At 73.5% G+C, this 14207-nt stretch carries 12 protein-coding genes, 1 tRNA gene and 1 pseudogene; 7 read left to right on the forward strand and 7 right to left on the reverse strand.

The window, feature by feature from the left end; genetic code table 11:
* Positions 1-116: 116 nt before the first annotated feature.
* The 3 genes from ACFTXQ_RS14635 (at position 117) to ACFTXQ_RS14645 (ending at position 2870) form a co-directional block, all read left to right on the forward strand.
* Entirely contained in the window at positions 117-848 is a 732-nt protein-coding gene (locus ACFTXQ_RS14635; protein ID WP_382640507.1) for a response regulator transcription factor, read from the forward strand.
* Between the two features lie 79 nt (positions 849-927).
* The gene (locus ACFTXQ_RS14640) at positions 928-2223 is read left to right on the forward strand and encodes a sensor histidine kinase (RefSeq protein ID WP_382640346.1); all 1296 of its coding nucleotides are present in this window, start codon (positions 928-930) and stop codon (positions 2221-2223) included.
* Positions 2211-2870, forward strand: a complete 660-nt coding sequence (locus tag ACFTXQ_RS14645; RefSeq protein WP_382640349.1) for a response regulator — start codon at positions 2211-2213, stop codon at positions 2868-2870. The genes ACFTXQ_RS14640 and ACFTXQ_RS14645 overlap by 13 nt, the downstream gene beginning before the upstream one ends.
* Positions 2871-2886: 16 nt before the next feature.
* Here ACFTXQ_RS14645 and ACFTXQ_RS14650 read toward each other — a convergent pair whose 3' ends face one another.
* From ACFTXQ_RS14650 to metG, 3 genes are all read right to left on the reverse strand, one after another.
* Positions 2887-3264, reverse strand: coding sequence for a hypothetical protein (locus ACFTXQ_RS14650; RefSeq protein ID WP_382640351.1), 378 nt, complete (start codon positions 3262-3264; stop codon positions 2887-2889).
* A 9-nt stretch (positions 3265-3273) separates the two neighbouring features.
* Positions 3274-4491, reverse strand: coding sequence for a glycosyltransferase 87 family protein (locus ACFTXQ_RS14655; protein ID WP_382640354.1), 1218 nt, complete (start codon positions 4489-4491; stop codon positions 3274-3276).
* Between the two features lie 153 nt (positions 4492-4644).
* On the reverse strand, positions 4645-6360 hold the full coding sequence (metG, locus tag ACFTXQ_RS14660; protein WP_382640356.1) for a methionine--tRNA ligase: 1716 nt from the start codon (positions 6358-6360) through the stop codon (positions 4645-4647).
* A 408-nt stretch (positions 6361-6768) separates the two neighbouring features.
* Between metG and ACFTXQ_RS14665 the strand changes: the two genes are divergently transcribed.
* Both ACFTXQ_RS14665 and ACFTXQ_RS14670 read left to right on the forward strand, forming a co-directional pair.
* Positions 6769-7368: a sigma factor-like helix-turn-helix DNA-binding protein gene (locus ACFTXQ_RS14665; protein WP_382640359.1), complete on the forward strand. Its 600-nt coding sequence runs from the start codon at positions 6769-6771 to the stop codon at positions 7366-7368.
* A gap of 854 nt (positions 7369-8222) precedes the next feature.
* Positions 8223-8924, forward strand: a pseudogene (locus tag ACFTXQ_RS14670) (IclR family transcriptional regulator C-terminal domain-containing protein); the annotation flags it as partial.
* A 467-nt stretch (positions 8925-9391) separates the two neighbouring features.
* Here ACFTXQ_RS14670 and ACFTXQ_RS14675 read toward each other — a convergent pair.
* Positions 9392-9476: transfer RNA gene (locus ACFTXQ_RS14675), tRNA-Leu, on the reverse strand.
* Between the two features lie 213 nt (positions 9477-9689).
* The gene (locus ACFTXQ_RS14680) at positions 9690-10637 is read right to left on the reverse strand and encodes a beta-ketoacyl-ACP synthase III (RefSeq protein ID WP_382640362.1); all 948 of its coding nucleotides are present in this window, start codon (positions 10635-10637) and stop codon (positions 9690-9692) included.
* A 201-nt stretch (positions 10638-10838) separates the two neighbouring features.
* Between ACFTXQ_RS14680 and fdhD the strand changes: the two genes are divergently transcribed.
* The gene (gene fdhD, locus ACFTXQ_RS14685; RefSeq protein WP_382640364.1) at positions 10839-11666 is read left to right on the forward strand and encodes a formate dehydrogenase accessory sulfurtransferase FdhD; all 828 of its coding nucleotides are present in this window, start codon (positions 10839-10841) and stop codon (positions 11664-11666) included.
* 16 nt (positions 11667-11682) lie between these two features.
* Here the strand turns inward: fdhD and ACFTXQ_RS14690 are convergent, their stop codons facing one another.
* Both ACFTXQ_RS14690 and ACFTXQ_RS14695 read right to left on the reverse strand, forming a co-directional pair.
* Positions 11683-12117 carry a (2Fe-2S) ferredoxin domain-containing protein gene (locus ACFTXQ_RS14690; RefSeq protein ID WP_382640367.1) on the reverse strand — a complete coding sequence of 145 codons (435 nt, stop codon included), beginning with the start codon at positions 12115-12117 and terminating at the stop codon, positions 11683-11685.
* 9 nt (positions 12118-12126) lie between these two features.
* Positions 12127-13176, reverse strand: coding sequence for a bile acid:sodium symporter family protein (locus ACFTXQ_RS14695; protein WP_382640510.1), 1050 nt, complete (start codon positions 13174-13176; stop codon positions 12127-12129).
* Positions 13177-13303: 127 nt separating this feature from the next.
* Between ACFTXQ_RS14695 and ACFTXQ_RS14700 the strand changes: the two genes are divergently transcribed.
* Complete coding sequence (locus ACFTXQ_RS14700; protein WP_382640370.1) at positions 13304-14155, forward strand: LysR family transcriptional regulator; 852 nt, start codon at positions 13304-13306, stop codon at positions 14153-14155.
* The last annotated feature ends 52 nt before the right edge of the window (positions 14156-14207 follow it).

The raw sequence follows: 14207 nt of genomic DNA on the forward strand, positions 1-14207 counted from the left end.
GCCGACCGCGAGGTCCCATGGCGATCGCACACCCGATTGGCCCGGCCGTGGGCTCAGTTGACGCGAGAACAGTGCGAAGGGGAGCGCGCAGTGATCAAGAACGGGGGAGCACAGTGATCAGGAGCACCATCGATACACCCAGCATTCCGAGTCGGACCGATCGCCTGTCCAATTCTTCGACAGCGTACCGAGTACTGGTTGTCGAGAACAATATCGGCGACATGGAGGCCCTGACTCGGGGGCTGCGGCGCAATGGCCACACCGTCGACAACGCGAAGACGAGCGATGAAGCACTGGCGCAGTACCGGAACGCCGACATGGTGCTGCTCGATCTCGAACTGCCCGACCTGGACGGTCTGGAGGTCTGCCGGATCATCCGGTCGAGCTGCGACGTCCCCATCATCGCGGTGACGGCGCGCGGTTCGGAACTGGACCGCGTGCTGGGATTCCAGGCGGGCGTCGACGATTACGTCGTCAAGCCCTACGGATTTCGCGAACTGCTCGCCCGAATGGAAGCGGTGATGCGGCGGGCGCGGCCTGCCACGCCGGCGAAGGCCTCCTTCCGGGGAATCTCGCACGGACCGCTCACCATTGACACCGGCTCGCGCGAAGTGGAGCTCGGAGGCCAGCGCATCGACCTGACCCGAAAGGAATTCGACCTCCTGTTACTCCTCGCCTCCCAGCCGGACTCCGTCGTCCCGCGGCGGCAGATCATGCACGAGGTGTGGGGGGACTCCTGGTCCCGGCGCACCGTCGACACCCACGTGAGCAGCCTCCGCAGCAAGCTCGGCGGCAGCGCCTGGATCCTCACCGTCCGCGGCGTCGGCTTCCGCATCGGCCACGCCTGACCGCACCCGGCCGGGAGCCGCCCCAGGGCGGGCGGCTCCCGCAGGGGTCCATGTCGTCGTGGCCCTAGACTCGGAGTACATGTCCGACATCACACCCTTCCCGCCCGTCGCCGTCCGGGCCGCCCTGCGGCGGCCGGGCCGCTTCCTCCTCTCGCGGTGGCCCTGGCGGTGCTGGGGCTACCTGGCGGCCGGGGCCCTCCTCGGCTACCCGGTGCTCGTCGCGCTCGTGGTGCTCGTCGGCCTCGGGGTGGTGCTCGCGGTCGCCGGGATCGGGCTGCTGCTCCTGCTGTGCGCCGTCGCCGCCGGGGTACCGCTCGGGGCGCTGGAGCGGTGGCGGCTGCGCTGGGTGGAGCCGGCGCCGGTCGCCGATCCGCACACCTCGCTCGCCGGGGCGGGGCCCGCGGCCTGGCTGCGGACCCGGCTGCGGGAGCGGGCCACCTGGCGCGAGTTCGCGTACGCCGCCCTGCTCGGGCCGGTCTTCGGGGCCGCCGGGTTCGGGGTGGTCACGCTGCTCGCGTTCTCCCTGATGCTCGTCGCGTCCCCGGCCGTCGTCTGGGCACTCGCGCCGGAGCCGGTGATGCTGATCCCCGGCAGGGCCGTCTCCGGCCCCCTGGAGGCGCTGGGCGGCACGGCCGTGGGACTGGCCGGGCTGGTGGCGGCGGCCTACGCGGGCGCGCTGCTCGCCACGGCCCAGGTCAAGACCGCCCGGCTGCTGCTCGGACCGCGCGAGGAGGACGCCCGCGTCCTGGAACTCACCCGCTCCCGGGTCCGGCTCGTCGACGCCTTCGAAGCCGAACGGCGGCGCATCGAACGGGACTTGCACGACGGCGCCCAGCAGCAGCTGGTCGCACTCAGCATGACCCTGGGCCTCGCAGAGCTGGAGCTGCGCTCCCTCCCGCAGGCCGCCGGAGCCGCCGCGCTCGTGGCCCGGGGCCGCGGCGAGGCGAAGGTGGCCCTGGAGCAGCTGCGCGATCTCGTACGGGGGATCCACCCGCAGGTCCTCACCGACCACGGGCTGGCGGCGGCCGTGGCCGAGGTGGCGCAGCGCCACCCCGTCCCGGTGACCGTGGACCTCGACGGCGTGCCGCGGCTGGCCGACTCCGTGGAGATCACGGCCTACTTCACCGTCACCGAGGCGCTGGCCAACGCGGCCAAGCACAGCGGTGCCTCGCGCGTCGTCGTCCTGGGTAGGGTCGAGGGCGACCGGCTCACTCTCTCCGTCACCGACGACGGCCGCGGCGGGGCCGATCCCGGCGCGGGTGCGGGCCTGGCGGGACTCGCGGACAGGGTGGCGATGTTGAAGGGCAGGCTGGTGGTGTCCAGTCCGGTGGGCGGACCGACCGAACTCCGCGTGGAGGTCCCGTGCTCCGGCTGATCCTCGCGGAGGACTCCGTACTGCTGCGCGCGGGGCTGACGGAGCTGCTGACCCGCGGCGGCCACCGGGTGCTCGCCGCCGTCGGCGACGCCGGGGAGCTGGTGCGGGCGGTGGAGGCGGAGCGGCCCGACGTCGTCGTCACCGATGTACGGATGCCGCCCGGCTTCCGCGACGAGGGCCTGCGGGCCGCACTCGAACTCCGCGCCCGGGACACCTCGTTGCCGGTGCTCGTGCTCTCGCAGTACGTCGCCACGGCCTACGCGACCCGGCTGTTCACCGGCGCCTCGTCGGCCGGGCTGGGCTACCTGCTCAAGGACCGCGTCGGCGAGGTGGCCGAGTTCCTGGACGCGCTGCGGCGCGTGGCCGAGGGCCAAACCGTCATCGACCCGGAGGTGGTCCGGGTCCTGCTCAGCCGGCAGTCCGCGGACGACTCGCTGGCCCGGCTCACCCCGCGCGAGCGGGAGGTGCTGGGCCTGATGGCCGAGGGCCTCAACAACCAGGCCCTGGCGGCGCGGCTGTTCGTCACCGAGGCCGCCGTGGTCAAGCACGCGTCCAGCATCTTCACCAAACTCGACCTGGACCCCACGGACGGCAACCGCCGGGTCCTGGCCGTCCTCGCCCACCTGCGGGGCCGGGAGACCGCGTAGGCCGGGGCCCCGGCACTCAGCCCGGGCCCTGCCCCCAGGGTTTGGCGCCCTCCGGGTCCAGGGCGTCCGCGCGGGCGCGGAGGTCCTCGGCGATGTCGTCCCAGGACGGGCCGTGCGCCTCCAGGTTGAGGGCCGCCTCCCGCATCATGTCCGGGTCGTCCGGGCGCTGGAGCAGGATCAGGCGGTAGGCGAGGTTGCGGACCCACACCGGCAGCCAGCCGTCGACCAGGCCCGGGCACAACTCGCGCAGCATGGCGAGGATCGCGTCCGCGTCGGCGAAGGTCAGCTCTTCGGCGAAGTACATCCAGTGGTGCTCGCGGGCTTCGCAAGGGGGCGTCGGACCGTACTCGTCGCCCCAGACGCACCGGGCGTGCTCCGTCAGGGTGGTGTGCATACGGCGAACCTACAAGGCCCGTGCCGGTCGGCGGCCGGGGGCACCCGGGCCGGCGGCCACGATCCGGGAAGCGCCGCGGCGGGGCGCCGCCGAGCGGGCCCAGAGCGCCAGCAGCACCGGCAGCGCCAGGTAGCCGAAGCGGCCGGCCGGGGCCAGCAGGAAGGCCGCGGTGAGGCCGATCGCGAGCCGGTCGGCCGCCGCCACCACCGTGCGCGGCGGCCGGACCACCAGCGAGAGCGCCACCGCCAGGCCGGCCGCCGCGAGCAGGGCCACCGTCAGGTACCAGCCCCAGGGGCCCAGTCCGGCCAGCAGGTGACCCGGCAGCGGGCTGCTCGCCGGAGTAGGGACCTCCGCCCGCCCGGTGGGGAACGCGAACACCTGGCGCCACAGCTCCCCCGGCTGGAGCAGCGCGCTCGGCAGCACCAGCAGGGCCGTGCCGCCCGCCGCCACCAGCCCGCAGCGCACCGCCGCCCGGCCGCCCCGGCAGGCCGCGAGCAGGGCCACCGCCACCGCCACCGCGGGCAGCGCCGTCCACTTCAGCGCGCACGCCCCGGCGAGCACCGCCCCCGCCAGGACCGGACGCCCCGCCGCTGCGGCCGCGAGCGCCAGGCAGCACAGCCCGGCGAGCGGCAGGTCCACCCCGCTCACCGCCAGGGGCAGCGCCACCACCGGCGAGGCCACCAGCACGGGCAGCAGCGGCGAAGGGGCGCCGCCCAGCAGCCGGCGGCCTGCCGTCATGCCGCCGAACAGGGCGGCCGCGCACCAGATCCGGGCGTCGCCGAGCAGCCGCACCGCCCAGCCGTCACCGCCGCCCAGCAGCGCGCGCGGCATGCCGAGCAGGGCCATGCCCGGGAGGTACGGGGTGTACTCCTCGACCCCGGCCGGCTGGTCGACGTAGAGCCGTCCGGTCCGGAGCAGGAGCCGCCCGGACCGCTCGATCACCCCCACCTCCGACTGCCCCTGCCCGGTCAGCACCAGGTACAGCAGCGGCACGGCGACCGCCCCCAGCAGGGCCGCGCCGAGTGCCGCCCGGCGGCGGCCGAGGGCGGTCGCCGCGGCGGCTGCGAGGTACCCGGCGGCCGCGCACCAGCCCCACGACCGGTGCGGGCCCAGCGAGGAGAACAGCGGGAAGGAAAGGGCCCAGGCGGCGGCGAGCAGCCAGCCGGCCACCCCCAGGGCGGGGCGGGCGGCACCGGCGCCACGGGCTGTCGTACGGGAAGCAGGCATAGGGCCATTGCAGCCGCCCGGCCCCCGCCCGGTCTGCACGCCCAGGCGGACACTTCACGGTGGGGTTTCCCCTACCACCACCGCCACCGCGGACACGCGTGAGGGGCGCGTCCCTCAAAGGAACGCGCCCCTCACGAGTCACGGCTGCGGAGCTCAGGCCTCCGGCGAACCGCCGAAGCGCTCGCGGTAGGACTCCAGGTCGTCCTCGGTGACCCGCGCGAAGAGCACCGGCGGCACGGTGAACGGCGTACCGGCCGGGACCGCGTCCAGGGAACGGGCCTGCTCCGGGCTGATCCACGTGGCCGTGTCGTCGGCGAGCGCGAACGAGGAGCGCATGGCGCGCGCCGAGGCCGGGATGAACGGCTCGGAGACCACCGAGTAGAGGTGGATCAGGTTCATCGCGGTGCGCAGGGTGAGCGCCGCGCCCTCCAGATCGGTCTTGACCTCCAGCCAGGGGGCCTTCTCGTCCAGGTAGGCGTTGCCGGCGGACCACAGGGCGCGCAGCGCGGCCGCCGCCTTGCGGTACTGGAGGGTGTCCATGTGGCCCTCGTACTCGGCCAGGAGCTCGGCGATCTGCTCGCCCAGCTTGGCCTCGGCCTCGCCGGCGGGGCTGCCGGCCGGGACCTCGTCGCCGAACTTCTTGCGGGAGAAGGTCAGTACGCGGTTGACGAAGTTGCCGAGGGTGCCGCCGAGGTCCTTGTTGACCGTGGTGGTGAAGTGCTCCCACGTGAAGGACGAGTCGTCGGACTCGGGCGCGTTGGCGATGAGGAAGTAGCGCCAGAAGTCGGCCGGGAGGATCTCCAGCGCCTGGTCGGTGAAGACGCCGCGCTTCTGCGAGGTGGAGAACTTGCCGCCGTAGTACGTCAGCCAGTTGAAGGCCTTGACGTAGTCGACCTTCTTCCACGGCTCGCGGGTGGCCAGCTCGGTGGCGGGGAACATCACCGTGTGGAACGGGACGTTGTCCTTGGCCATGAACTGCGTGTAGCGGACGTCCTCGGCCTCGTACCACCACGACTTGTAGTCGCGGTTCGCCGGGTCCAGGTCCGACCACTCCTTCGTGGAGCCGATGTACTCGATCGGGGCGTCGAACCAGACGTAGAAGACCTTGCCCTCGGCGGCGAGCTCCGGCCAGGTGTCGGCCGGGACCGGCACGCCCCAGTCGAGGTCGCGGGTGATGGCGCGGTCGTGCAGGCCCTCGGTCAGCCACTTGCGGGCGATGGAGGACGCCAGCTGCGGCCACTCCTCCTCGTGCTGCGCGACCCAGGCCTCGACCTCGTGCTGGAGCTTGGACTGGAGGAGGAAGAGGTGCTTGGTCTCGCGGACCTCCAGCTCGGTGGAGCCGGAGATGGCCGAGCGCGGCTCGATCAGGTCCGTGGGGTCCAGGACGCGGGTGCAGTTCTCGCACTGGTCGCCGCGGGCCTTGTCGTAGCCGCAGTGCGGACAGGTGCCCTCGACGTAGCGGTCCGGGAGGAATCGGCCGTCGACCGGCGAGTAGACCTGCCGGATCGCCCGCTCCTCGATGAAGCCGTTCTCCTGGAGCCTGCGCGCGAAGTGCTGGGTGATCTCGCGGTTCTGCGCGGAGGAGCTGCGGCCGAAGTAGTCGAAGGACAGCTCGAAGCCGTCGTAGACCGCCTTCTGGGCGTCGTGGGCCTGCGCGCAGAACTCGGCGACCGAGAGGCCGGCCTCCTTGGCGGCGAGCTCGGCGGGGGTGCCGTGCTCGTCGGTGGCGCAGATGTACAGGACGTCGTGGCCGCGCTGGCGGAGGTACCGGGAGTACACATCCGCCGGAAGCATCGACCCGACCATGTTGCCCAGGTGCTTGATCCCGTTGATGTACGGAAGCGCGCTGGTGATCAGGTGTCGAGCCATCCTCGGATGCTCCATTTCTCATGTGCGTGCAGCGTGGCGTGACGGATTGTGAACGCGGTTCATCGTATCGAACCGCCGAAAGGCCCCGCGCCGCATTTGTTCACGGCGGACGTAACGCAAAAGCGAGGGCAGTGACCTCTCCGTCACGGCCCTCGCGATCGGGCTCATGCTACAGGCGGCCGGCGCCGTGCGGCGCCGCCGGGCCCGGCATGTGGACGGGCATATGCATACGTGCCTGCTGAACCCATGCATGATCAGGAGCGATCACGAGACGATCATCGCCGACCGATATCGCGCCAGGTTTCTTCTCTGCACCCTCCGGGTGTGCTCGCGCTGATTTCCTGTTCTGCGCACAGGGGATGAGGTGGAACGGTGAGCGATGGCGGACCGGAGGAGTCCGGTGGGGCCGTGGGACTGCCGAGCCGGCGCCGGCGGCCGACGCCCATGAGCCAGTGGGATCCGACGGCGCGCCTGTCGTACTGGGCCTTCCACGCCAATCGGCGGCCCGCGTACATGCGCTTCGCGTATCTGCAGCTGGGCTCCGACGCGGCGGCCGAGGAGGCGGTGGACGCCACCTTCGACTCGATCATGGGCGAGTGGCTCAGGATGCTGCACATGGACCGCCTGGACGCCTACGCGTGGACCGTGCTCAAGCACTCCATAGTCGACCGGCAGCACCGGCTCCACCCCTGGCGGCAGCAGCCCGAGCCGATGGACATCAGCGCCTTCGAGGCCGCGCTCAAGGAGGCGCACGCCGACCAGTACGAGGTGCTGACCGACACCATCCGCTTCTACTCCGCCGTCTCCCGGCTCGCCGAGCGGCAGCGCGACGCCGTGCTCCTGCGGTACGGCCTCCAGTGCACCCCCGGCGAGGCCGCAGCCGTGATGGGCGTCGACGAGGCCACGGTCCGCTCGTACCTCGGCCAGGCCCACCGGCGGCTCGCCCGCCTGCTCGACACGTCCGCGGCGTCCCCCGAATCCGAATCAGCGGAACCAGCCGAATCATGAGGCCCCAAGAACGGCGCCAGCCGCCGGACGGCGACGAAACCCCCCGCTCCCTGGCCGAGTTCCTCGCCCGGGCGGGCGTCCGCGACCGCTACCGCCACTACGACCTCGGCGCGGCCGAGGCCCGGCTGCTGCGCGCGACCCCCCAGACCCCGGTCCCCGGACACCGCGCCCGCCGCCGGTCCGCCTACGGGTGGAGCGACCCCGTCCGGGACTGCCCGCTCGACGCCGAACGGGCCCGGCGCGACCTCAAGGCCGCCTGTCTGGCCTCCGTGTGCGCGCCGAAGGCCGAGGCCCAGCTCGCCGCCTTCCTCGCCAGCGCGCACTCCGATCTCGCCGGCGCGGTCGTCTTCGGCTGTCTGCTCCACCTGGCCGGGCTGCGCGAAGGCGCCCGCTTCTGGTGGCAGTTCGCCGCCGGCTCCGGGCGGTCGCGGACCGCGCCGGCCGCGTACTGCCTCTTCCTCGACCACTCCCGGCGCGGCGAGCACCACGACGCCCGGCTGTGGGCGCGCGAACTGGGCCGCCGGGGCTTCCGGCCGAGCGGCAGGAGGGACCTGCGGGAGGTACGGCTGTGCGCGCAGGCGGCCGTCCTGCGCTACGTCGACCAGCTCGACGATCCCGATCTGGGCCCGGTGCCCCTGCCGAAGCCCGGGCTGCCCGCCGTGCTGGCCGCGTTCCGGCCACCGCCGGCGGCCACCGTGACCGTCACGGCCGCGACCGCGCCGCCGCCCGTGCCCGCTCCGCCGCCCGCACCCCGGCCGGGGACCGGCCCGCTGCGCCACCCCGCGCTGACGGCGGCCGCCCGCGGGACGGTCGTCCAGGCCGGGACCGGCGAGGCCCTGGCCGAGGCCCGCCGCGCGCTGGCCGTCGTACGGGTCCTGGAGCGGCATCCCCTCGGGGTCCGGGCGCGCCGGCTCGCGCGGAAGGCGGGCCTCGCCGAGGCCGAGCTCGGGCCGCTGCTGTCGATGCTGTGCGAGGAGGAGTACGCGTACCGCGCGGGCGCGGGGGTCTATGCGCGCGGGCCGGCCCTGGACCGGCTCGCGGCCCCCGGCGGCCACGGACTGGCGGTCCAGCTCCAGCGCACCCTGGCCCTGGCCCGGGACAGCGCGGGCGCCGCGGTGTACCTGAGCCGGTACGCCGAGGGGGAGGTCCGGATCACGCAGATGGCGGACGGGCCCGCGGCCCCGCCGGTGCGGGAGTGGGTGGACTTCAGGGCGGCCGCCCACGCCAGCGCCGTCGGCAAGTGCCTGCTGACCCAGCTCGACCACGACCGGCGGGCCGACCACGTGGCCCGCCACCGGCCGGCCCGGCTCACCCCGCAGACCATCACCGACAGCCGGGCCCTGTTCACCGCCCTGGACGCTGTGGCCCCGGGCGCGCCCGTCTTCGACCTGCTCGAATACTCCCCCGGGGTCGTCTGCTCGGCGGTGCCGATCGCCACCGGCGACTCCGCGGGCAGCCTGGCGCTCTCGCTGCCCGCCACCCATGCCCACCGGCTGCGCTCGGCCACGGAGGCCCTGCGCCGCAAGGCCGTCCCGGTCCTCCTGGCCCTGCTCCTGACGGGCGCGATCCCCCCGGACGCCCCACCGGTCCCGGACCCGGCCACCGCCCTCTCCCCCGATCCCCTCGCCCCGGACGCCCTGTACGCCGATGCCCCGCACCCGGATTCCCCGTACGCGGATCCCCTCCACCCGCAGCCCCAGCGCACCCGGAGCCCGGTGACCCCGGAGACCCTGCGCCACCTCCGCCGGCTCTTCCGCACGCCCCTGACGGGCACCGCGCCCTCCCCCGGCGGGCCCCACCTGGTCAGCGACACCACCGCGGCGGCCGCCTACCTGTTCGACGCCGCCCCGGACACCGGCGCCCCGCGCCTCTCGCTCCCCCACACCTTCACGGAGGTCACCCCGGGCACCCTGACCACTCCGGGCGGCCTGGTCGTCCTCCACACGTAAAGAGAGCGGGCCGGTCGGGAAACCGGTCGGGAAAACAGAAGAACCCCACACGATGCGTGTGGGGTTCTTGCTTGTGTCCGAGGGGGGACTTGAACCCCCACGCCCGATAAAGGGCACTAGCACCTCAAGCTAGCGCGTCTGCCATTCCGCCACCCGGACTAGGTGGTCGGCCCCGGTTTCCCGCGGCGACATGGACAACAATAGCAAAGGATCGGCGGGCCTCCGACCACATATCCGCTCGGCCGCCGTCCGCCACGCCGTGCTGACCTGCAGGCATGCACCGGAGAGTGAAGCGAGACGGGACGTCTCGCCATGGAGGGGCCGCTGCCGGACCGGTTGCGGCCGGCACGGGGGCCGGGGCCCCCGCCGGGGTCACGGGCAGCGGATGACCTGGCCCGCGTACGAGAGGTTGCCGCCGAAGCCGAAGAGGAGGACGGGGGCGCCGGAGGGGATCTCGCCGCGCTGGACCAGCTTGGAGAGGGCCATCGGGATGCTGGCGGCCGAGGTGTTGCCGGAGTCGACGACATCGCGGGCGACGACGGCGTTGACGGCGCCGATCTTGGCGGCGAGAGGCTCGATGATCCGCAGGTTCGCCTGGTGGAGGACGACAGCGGCCAGCTCCTCGGGGTGGACCCCGGCCTTCTCGCAGACCTTGCGGGCGAGCGGCGGCAGCTGGCTGGTGGTCCACCGGTAGACGGACTGGCCCTCCTGCGCGAAGACCGGCGGCGAGCCCTCGATGCGGACGGCGTTGCCCATGGACGGGACCGAGCCCCACAGCACCGGGCCGATGCCCGGCTCCCCGCCCTCGCAGGCCTCGACGACCGCGGCGCCCGCTCCGTCGCCGGTGAGGACACAGGTGGTGCGGTCGGTCCAGTCGGTGATCTCGGCCATCTTGTCGGCGCCGATGACCAGCGCGCGGGTGGCGGAGCCGGCCCGGATGGCGTGGTCGGCGGTGGCGAGGGCGTGCGTGAAGCCGGAGCAGACGACGTTGATGTCCATCACGGCGGGCGCGCCGCCCATGCCGAGCTTGGCGGCGACGCGGGCCGCCATGTTCGGCGAGCGGTCGATCGCGGTGGAGGTGGCGACCAGGACGAGGTCGATGTCGTCGGGGCTGAGGCCGGCGCCGGCCAGCGCCTTGCCCGCCGCCTGGAAGGCCAGCTCGTCCACGGGTTCGTCGGGGCCCGCGATGTGGCGGGTCTTGATGCCGACCCGGGAGCGGATCCACTCGTCGGTGGTGTCGACCATGGCCGCGAGGTCCTCGTTGGTGAGCACCTTCGCGGGCTGGTAGTGCCCTAGCGCCACCACGCGTGAACCGGTCATGGGCGGGATTCCCCTCGTAAAGAAGTCAGGATCACCCAGCTTTGCCTGCTACTGGTGGGTACGTGTGCGCGTGATCCGACAGGATTCGGACCCCGGAATTTGGAGATTCCCGAGGATCGACCTGTCGGGGCGGGGGGCGAAGCGGAACCGGGACAATGGGGTGGTCACAGGAACGAGAACCGAAGGGGTGGGCTGATCACCATGGGACGGGTCACCGAACGCCGTCGCGTCGTCCGCATCCGGAACGGCACGGCCGGGGTCCGTCCGGACACGCTGGTGGCCGAGGAGCCGCTGGAGATCCGGCTGAACGGCCGGCCGCTGGCCATCACGATGCGCACTCCGGGAGACGATTTCGCCCTGGCGGTGGGGTTCCTGGTGAGCGAGGGCGTGCTGGGGCGGGCCGAGGACGTCCAGGCCGTGACCTACTGCGAGGGTGCGACGGAGGACGGCTCCAACACCTACAACGTGGTCAACGTGCAGCTGGCGCCCGGAGTGCCCGTGCCGGACATCACGCTGGAACGCAACGTCTACACCACCTCCTCCTGCGGCCTGTGCGGCAAGGCCAGCCTGGACGCGGTCCGCACGGCGACCCGTTTCCCGGGGATCGCCGCCGATCCCGTACGGATACCCGCGGATCTCCTCGCCGAGCTGCCGCCCCGGCTGCGCGCGGCCCAGAAGGTCTTCGACCGCACGGGCGGGCTGCACGCGGCCGGGCTGTTCACGGCGGAGGGCGAACTGGCGGACCTGCGCGAGGACGTGGGCCGGCACAACGCGGTGGACAAGATCGTCGGCCGCGCCCTCCAGGCCGGCCGCCTCCCCCTGGCCGGCTCGGTCCTGCTGGTCTCGGGCCGCGCCTCCTTCGAACTGGCCCAGAAGGCCGTGATGGCGGGGATCCCGATCCTGGCGGCGGTCTCGGCCCCGTCCTCCCTCGCGGTGGACCTGGCCCTGGACTCGGGACTGACCCTGGTCGGCTTCCTGCGCGGCCCGGACATGAACATCTACGCGGGCGAGCAGCGGATCGGGCACTGATCCCGCCGGACACCCCCTAGCGCTTGCCCCGGCGGCCGCGGCGGGTGGAGGCCGGGGCCGGCTTGGGCTCCGGGGGGTCGATGCGGTGGAGGTCGAGGGTGGCCGGGACGGGGGTGGAGCCGGGGCCGCCGGATTCGGCCCAGGCGATGATCTCGTCGGTCGCGGTGTCGTCCAGGGCCCAGCCGAACCAGGCCGCGCGGGCGCCGCGGCGGCGGGCCTCGGTGGTGGGCTGGACCACGATCACGTTGGCCTGGGCGCAGGGGCCGAGGCAGTCGCTCGTACGGACGGCCAGGCGGCCGCCGGAGGCCTCGGCGGCCTCGCGGAGGCGGGCGAGCTGACCGGCGTGGTCGGAGCCCGGGTTCTTGCGGGGGTCACCGCAGCAGCAGCCGCGGCAGACCACCAGGGTGCAGGGGCGTTCGGCGTGGGCGGCGAGCGGGCGTATCCAGGTCACCGCCGCACGTTACCGGGCCTGGGAGCTGGGGTGTTGGACCGGGCGGGAGACGTCCGCCACACGGTCTGCGGCGGGTTCGCCCTGCTCGGTCGGACCGGACTGCGCGCGGCGGCGGGCGAGGACCGCGCAGACCATCAGCTGCATCTGGTGGAAGAGCATCAGCGGTAGCACGGCGAGGCTCGCCTGCGCCCCGAACAGCACGCTGGCCATGGGGAGTCCGGCGGCGAGGCTCTTCTTGGACCCGGCGAACTGGATGGCGATGCGGTCGCCGCGGTCGAAGCCGAGGCGCTTGGCGCCGTACCAGGTGACCAGCAGCATCACGGCGAGGAGTACGGCCTCCACGAGCATCAGCGCGCCCAGCCGCGGGACGCTGACCTGGTGCCAGATCCCGGCGGCCATGCCCGCGCTGAAGGCGGCGTAGACGACGAGCAGGATCGAGCCGCGGTCGACGTAGCCGAGCACCTGCTTGTGGCGGACGAGGAAGCCGCCGACCCAGCGGCGCAGGGCCTGTCCGAGGAGGAAGGGCAGGAGGAGCTGGAGGACGATCTTGAAGAGCGAGTCGAGGGAGAAGCCTCCGGCGCTGTTGCCGAGGAGGGCCGCGGCGAGCAGGGGCGTCAGGACGATGCCGGCGAGGCTGGAGAAGGAGCCGGCGCAGATCGCGGCGGGCACGTTGCCGCGGGCGATCGAGGTGAAGGCGATGGAGGACTGGATGGTCGAGGGGACCAGGCAGAGGAAGAGCAGGCCGCTGTAGAGGGGCTGCGTCAGGAGGGTGGGGACGAGACCGCGGGCGGCGAGGCCGAGGAGGGGGAAGAGGAGGAAGGTGCAGGCGAGCACGGTGAGGTGCAGCCGCCAGTGGCGCAGGCCGTCGAGGGCCTCGCGGGTGGAGAGCCGGGCCCCGTAGAGGAAGAAGAGCAGGGCCACGGCCGCGGTGGCCGCGCCGTCGGCGAGGGTGGCGGCCGGGCCGCGGGCGGGGAGCAGGGCGGCGAGGCCGACGGTGCCGAGCAGGGCCAGCACGTACGGGTCCAGGGGCAGCCAGGCGGGGAGGTGCGGGCGGCGCATGTGCGGGGGGCTCACTTGCTGTAGGGGGTGGGTCTTTCATGGTCGGGGGTGGGGTGGTGATCGGGAAACCCGCACACCGTACTCACTGCCATCACGGATCGTGATGGGCGCGGCTAGCATGGGCGATATGTACGACCCTGTCCAGCTGCGCACGTTCCTCACGGTGTCCCAGACACTGAGCTTCACGCAGGCCGCAGGGCGGCTCGGCGTACGGCAGTCCACGGTCAGCCAGCACGTGCGGCGGCTGGAGGAGGCGACGGGGCGGCCGCTGTTCGTCCGCGACACGCACAGCGTGGAGCTGACGGAGGACGGCGAGGCGCTGCTGGGCTTCGCGCGGACCATCCTGGAGGCGCACGAGCGCGCCGCGGCGTTCTTCGCGGGGACGCGGCTGCGGGGGCGGCTGCGGTTCGGGGCCTCGGAGGACTTCGTGCTGACGCGGCTGCCGGAGATCCTGGAGGGCTTCCGCCACGAGCATCCCGAGGTGGACCTGGAGCTGTCGGTGGAGCTGTCGGGGACGCTGCACGAGCGGCTGGACGCGGGGCGGCTGGACCTGGTGCTGGCGAAGCGGAGGGGGCCGGGGGACGAGCGGGGCCGGCTGGTCTGGCGGGACCGGATGGTGTGGATCGGGGCGGAAGGGCTGCGGGTGGACCCGGAGCGGCCGGTTCCGCTGATCGTCTTTCCGCCGCCGGGGATCACGCGGGCCCGGGCGCTGGAGGTGCTGGAACGGGAGGGGCGGGGGTGGCGGATCGCGTGCACGAGCGGGAGTCTGAGCGGGCTGATCGCCGCGGCGCGGGCCGGTTTGGGCGTGATGGCCCACACCCGGGGGCTGATCCCGCCGGGCCTGGTCCGCATCGGCGGCCTCCCCGACCTGGGCCCGGTGGAGTTCGCGCTCCTGCAGGGCCGGCGCCCCACGGCCGCCGCCGAGGCACTGGCCGCCGCCGTGCTCGCCGGGGGCGACCGCCTCAGCCGCCCGGCCTGAGCGGCCCGCCGGCAGGGGGGCGCAGCGTATGCCCCCGGCCCTGGGGAGGTCT

It is taken from the genome of Streptomyces sp. NPDC057010, assembly GCF_042673805.1.
In the GTDB taxonomy this organism is placed as follows: Bacteria; Actinomycetota; Actinomycetes; order Streptomycetales; family Streptomycetaceae; genus Streptomyces.

Bases quoted from the DNA above. Each gene is read 5' to 3' on its own strand.
- ACFTXQ_RS14695 (WP_382640510.1), bottom strand. From the start codon at position 13,176: ATGCGCCGCCCGCACCTCCCCGCCTGGCTGCCCCTGGACCCGTACGTG.
- ACFTXQ_RS14680 (WP_382640362.1), bottom strand. From the start codon at position 10,637: ATGACCGGTTCACGCGTGGTGGCGCTAGGGCACTACCAGCCCGCGAAG.
- ACFTXQ_RS14640 (WP_382640346.1), top strand. From the start codon at position 928: ATGTCCGACATCACACCCTTCCCGCCCGTCGCCGTCCGGGCCGCCCTG.
- metG (WP_382640356.1), bottom strand. From the start codon at position 6,360: ATGGCTCGACACCTGATCACCAGCGCGCTTCCGTACATCAACGGGATC.
- ACFTXQ_RS14650 (WP_382640351.1), bottom strand. From the start codon at position 3,264: ATGCACACCACCCTGACGGAGCACGCCCGGTGCGTCTGGGGCGACGAG.
- ACFTXQ_RS14700 (WP_382640370.1), top strand. From the start codon at position 13,304: ATGTACGACCCTGTCCAGCTGCGCACGTTCCTCACGGTGTCCCAGACA.
- fdhD (WP_382640364.1), top strand. From the start codon at position 10,839: ATGGGACGGGTCACCGAACGCCGTCGCGTCGTCCGCATCCGGAACGGC.
- ACFTXQ_RS14655 (WP_382640354.1), bottom strand. From the start codon at position 4,491: ATGCCTGCTTCCCGTACGACAGCCCGTGGCGCCGGTGCCGCCCGCCCC.